The organism is Pseudomonas sp. zjy_15 (assembly GCF_043101865.1).
In the GTDB taxonomy this organism is placed as follows: Bacteria; Pseudomonadota; Gammaproteobacteria; order Pseudomonadales; family Pseudomonadaceae; genus Aquipseudomonas; species Aquipseudomonas putida_Y.
The window spans coordinates 1-3093 of sequence record NZ_JBICII010000061.1; the positions used below are offsets into that span (position 1 = coordinate 1).

A 3093-nucleotide genomic window follows, 5' to 3' on the forward strand; every position below is an offset into this window, starting at 1 on the left:
CTGGCTACAGAATTTCTTGACGACCATAGAGCATTGGAACCACCTGATCCCATCCCGAACTCAGTAGTGAAACGATGCATCGCCGATGGTAGTGTGGGGTTTCCCCATGTGAGAGTAGGTCATCGTCAAGATTCATTTCGCAAAACCCCTATCTGCACATGCAGGTAGGGGTTTTGTCTTTTGGGGCTGAAAATTCCAGGCCTGGCAGTGTTTCACTCTGTGATTGCGATGCGCAGCCCCTCCTGCAGGCCCTTTTCCTATGCAAGCCAACAGCCCATGGCTATCATGCCTGCCTTATTCCAAGTCGAGACTGGCATGCTGAAGTTGTTGAATCTCCTCAAGGATGGTCGGTTCCATTCCGGAGAAGCTCTGGGGGCAGCCCTGGGGGTGAGTCGCAGCGCAGTTTGGAAGCAGCTGCAGCATCTGGAAAGTGAGCTGAACCTCACCATTCACAAGGTTCGTGGCCGCGGTTACCAGTTGGCCGCGCCACTGGCTTTGCTCGAGGCGAAGGCAATCGCCGGGTTTGCCGTGGGTGAACAGTGGCCGGTATTCATCCACGAAACCATCGATTCGACCAATGCCGAAGGCTTGCGCCTTGCCGCTGAAGGGCAGGCGGCTCCATTCCTGGTTCTCGCCGAGCGTCAGAGTGCTGGGCGCGGTCGGCGCGGCCGGCAGTGGGTCAGCCCATTTGCTGAAAATCTCTATTACAGTCTGGTGCTGCGTGTCGATGGGGGCATGCGTCAGCTTGAGGGGTTGAGCTTGGTGGTGGGGTTGGCGGTAATGCGCACCTTGCAGGCGTTCGGGGTAAAGGATGTCGGGCTTAAATGGCCTAACGATGTGTTGGTTCGTGGGCAGAAGATCACCGGGATTCTCCTGGAATTGGTGGGCGATCCTGCAGATGTCTGTCATGTAGTGCTAGGCATTGGTATCAATGTAAACATGCAGGTAAACGACCAGGTCGATCAGCAGTGGACCTCTATGCGGCGTGAGGTAGGGGCAGCCATAGATCGTAATCACTTGGTAGCGCTGCTCAGCCAGCAGTTGCAGCACGAATTGGCGCGCCATCGCCGATACGGCTTTGCCGCATTCCAGGAGGAGTGGGAGCAGGCACACTTGTGGCAGGGTCGCAATGTTTCGCTCATTGCTGGTAGTACACGTATTGATGGTGTGGTTCTTGGCGTCGACGGGCAGGGTGGTTTGCGCCTTGAGGTGGACGGGATGGAAAAGAGCTTCAGTGGTGGTGAGCTCAGTTTGAGGTTGCGTGATGATTCTTGAGCTCGATTGCGGTAACAGCTTCATCAAGTGGCGGGTGATCCATGTCGCCGATGCTGTGATTGAAGGTGGCGGGATCGTCGATTCCGACCAGGCGCTGGTGGCCGAAGTGGCTGCGCTCGCGTCAGTGCACCTTACGGGTTGCCGTATTGTGAGTGTGCGTAGCGAAGATGAAACCGATGCGCTTTGCGCGGTGATTGCTCAGGCATTTGCCGTGCAGGCGCGAGTGGCCCACCCGGTCCGTGAAATGGCTGGTGTGCGAAATGGTTATGACGACTATCAGCGCCTGGGTATGGATCGTTGGCTGGCGGCGCTGGGTGCGTTTCACCTGGCCAAAGGCGCGTGCCTGGTGATTGACCTGGGGACCGCAGCAAAAGCGGACTTCGTGTCCGCGGACGGCGAGCATCTGGGAGGTTACATCTGCCCGGGTATGCCGTTGATGCGTAGCCAGCTGCGTACTCACACTCGTCGTATCCGCTACGACGATGCCTCCGCGGAGCGCGCATTGACCAGTTTGTCGCCAGGTCGCTCGACTGTCGAAGCGGTAGAGCGCGGTTGCGTATTGATGCTCCGGGGTTTTGCCTACACCCAGCTCGAGCAGGCTCGTGTGCTCTGGGGTGAGGATTTCACTGTGTTCCTCACTGGCGGTGATGCACCGTTGGTGAGGGAAGCCTTGCCGCAGGCGCGTGTCGTGCCTGACCTGGTTTTCGTTGGCCTGGCAATGGCCTGCCCATTGGATTGAGGTGCCTATGCGCTGGTTGTTTCTGCTGTTACTGGTGCTTAACGTCTTTTATTACGTATGGCATCAGCAGGAAGCCCCGCTGAAGGTCAAGGAAGTCGCCCCGTTGTCGCTGTACAAGGGGAATCAGCAAGAAATCCGTCTGTTGCGTGAAACTGGCGTGTCCGCACCGCCCAAGCGTCGTGATGAGTGCCTGGTAGTCGGGGGCGTGATGGGGCGGGTGCAGTTGGATGCGCTGCGTCAACGCCTGCTGAGTCTGGATATTGCCACCTTGCCGGTCGTAGGGCAGTTGCCTGGGGTGGATGGTCGCTGGCTCAAGGTTGCTCCGGAAAGCGAGCGTTTGCTGGACCAAACGGTGCTTCAGGCTCTTTCCAATGATTTCAAAGACTTAAAACATAAAATTATTTTCTGCCAGGGTATTGCAACTGGCGAATAGCTTGATAGAATGGCGCCCGCTTCACAGGGAACACCACTTAGGTGGTAGAGCTGGAAGCGGTGTCAAAGCAGCTAAGTTTCAGATTTGATTGAAAAAATTTGAAAAAACGCTTGACACTAGGACGGCAGACAAATAGAATGCCGGCCACATCTGGAGGGATTCCCGAGCGGTCAAAGGGGACGGACTGTAAATCCGTTGCGAGAGCTTCGAAGGTTCGAATCCTTCTCCCTCCACCAGTTTTAGCGAGAGCCGCAAGCTCCGCGGGTATAGTTTAGTGGTAGAACCTCAGCCTTCCAAGCTGATGATGCGGGTTCGATTCCCGCTACCCGCTCCAAGTTTGCCGGATTTTGCACAAAGTGTTTCGCTCTTGTAGCTCAGTTGGTAGAGCACACCCTTGGTAAGGGTGAGGTCAGCGGTTCAAGTCCGCTCAAGAGCTCCATATAAACAAGGCAGATATGAAAATATCTGCCTTTGTTTTATCAGCGCAAGACTATTTCTTCTGCGGAGGATTGTATCGATGGCTAAGGAAAAGTTTGATCGTTCCCTTCCCCACGTTAACGTCGGCACTATCGGCCACGTTGACCACGGTAAGACCACTCTGACCGCAGCTCTGACTCGCGTTTGCTCCGAAGTTTTCGGTTCGGCA

The 3093-nt window shown here is 55.8% G+C and carries 4 protein-coding genes, 3 tRNA genes and 1 rRNA gene; all 8 read left to right on the forward strand.

Going from position 1 to position 3093, the window contains the following annotated elements; translation table 11 throughout:
• Nucleotides 1–15: 15 nt before the first annotated feature.
• Nucleotides 16–131, forward strand: a 5S ribosomal RNA gene (rrf, locus tag ACF8EF_RS11750).
• Nucleotides 132–315: 184 nt separating this feature from the next.
• Complete coding sequence (gene birA / locus ACF8EF_RS11755) at nucleotides 316–1275, forward strand: bifunctional biotin--[acetyl-CoA-carboxylase] ligase/biotin operon repressor BirA (RefSeq protein WP_176684319.1); 960 nt, start codon at nucleotides 316–318, stop codon at nucleotides 1273–1275.
• Nucleotides 1265–2014: a pantothenate kinase gene (locus tag ACF8EF_RS11760; protein ID WP_176684320.1), complete on the forward strand. Its 750-nt coding sequence runs from the start codon at nucleotides 1265–1267 to the stop codon at nucleotides 2012–2014. Before birA ends, ACF8EF_RS11760 begins: the two co-directional genes overlap by 11 nt.
• Before the next feature lie 7 nt (nucleotides 2015–2021).
• Entirely contained in the window at nucleotides 2022–2447 is a 426-nt protein-coding gene (locus ACF8EF_RS11765) for a hypothetical protein (protein WP_176684321.1), read from the forward strand.
• Between the two features lie 152 nt (nucleotides 2448–2599).
• A tRNA-Tyr gene (locus ACF8EF_RS11770) sits at nucleotides 2600–2683 on the forward strand.
• 24 nt (nucleotides 2684–2707) lie between these two features.
• Nucleotides 2708–2781, forward strand: a tRNA-Gly gene (locus tag ACF8EF_RS11775).
• A 29-nt stretch (nucleotides 2782–2810) separates the two neighbouring features.
• Nucleotides 2811–2886, forward strand: a tRNA-Thr gene (locus ACF8EF_RS11780).
• Between the two features lie 78 nt (nucleotides 2887–2964).
• Nucleotides 2965–3093, forward strand: a 129-nt coding sequence (locus ACF8EF_RS11785) for a GTP-binding protein (RefSeq protein WP_232859055.1), incomplete at its 3' end; no start/stop codon positions are given.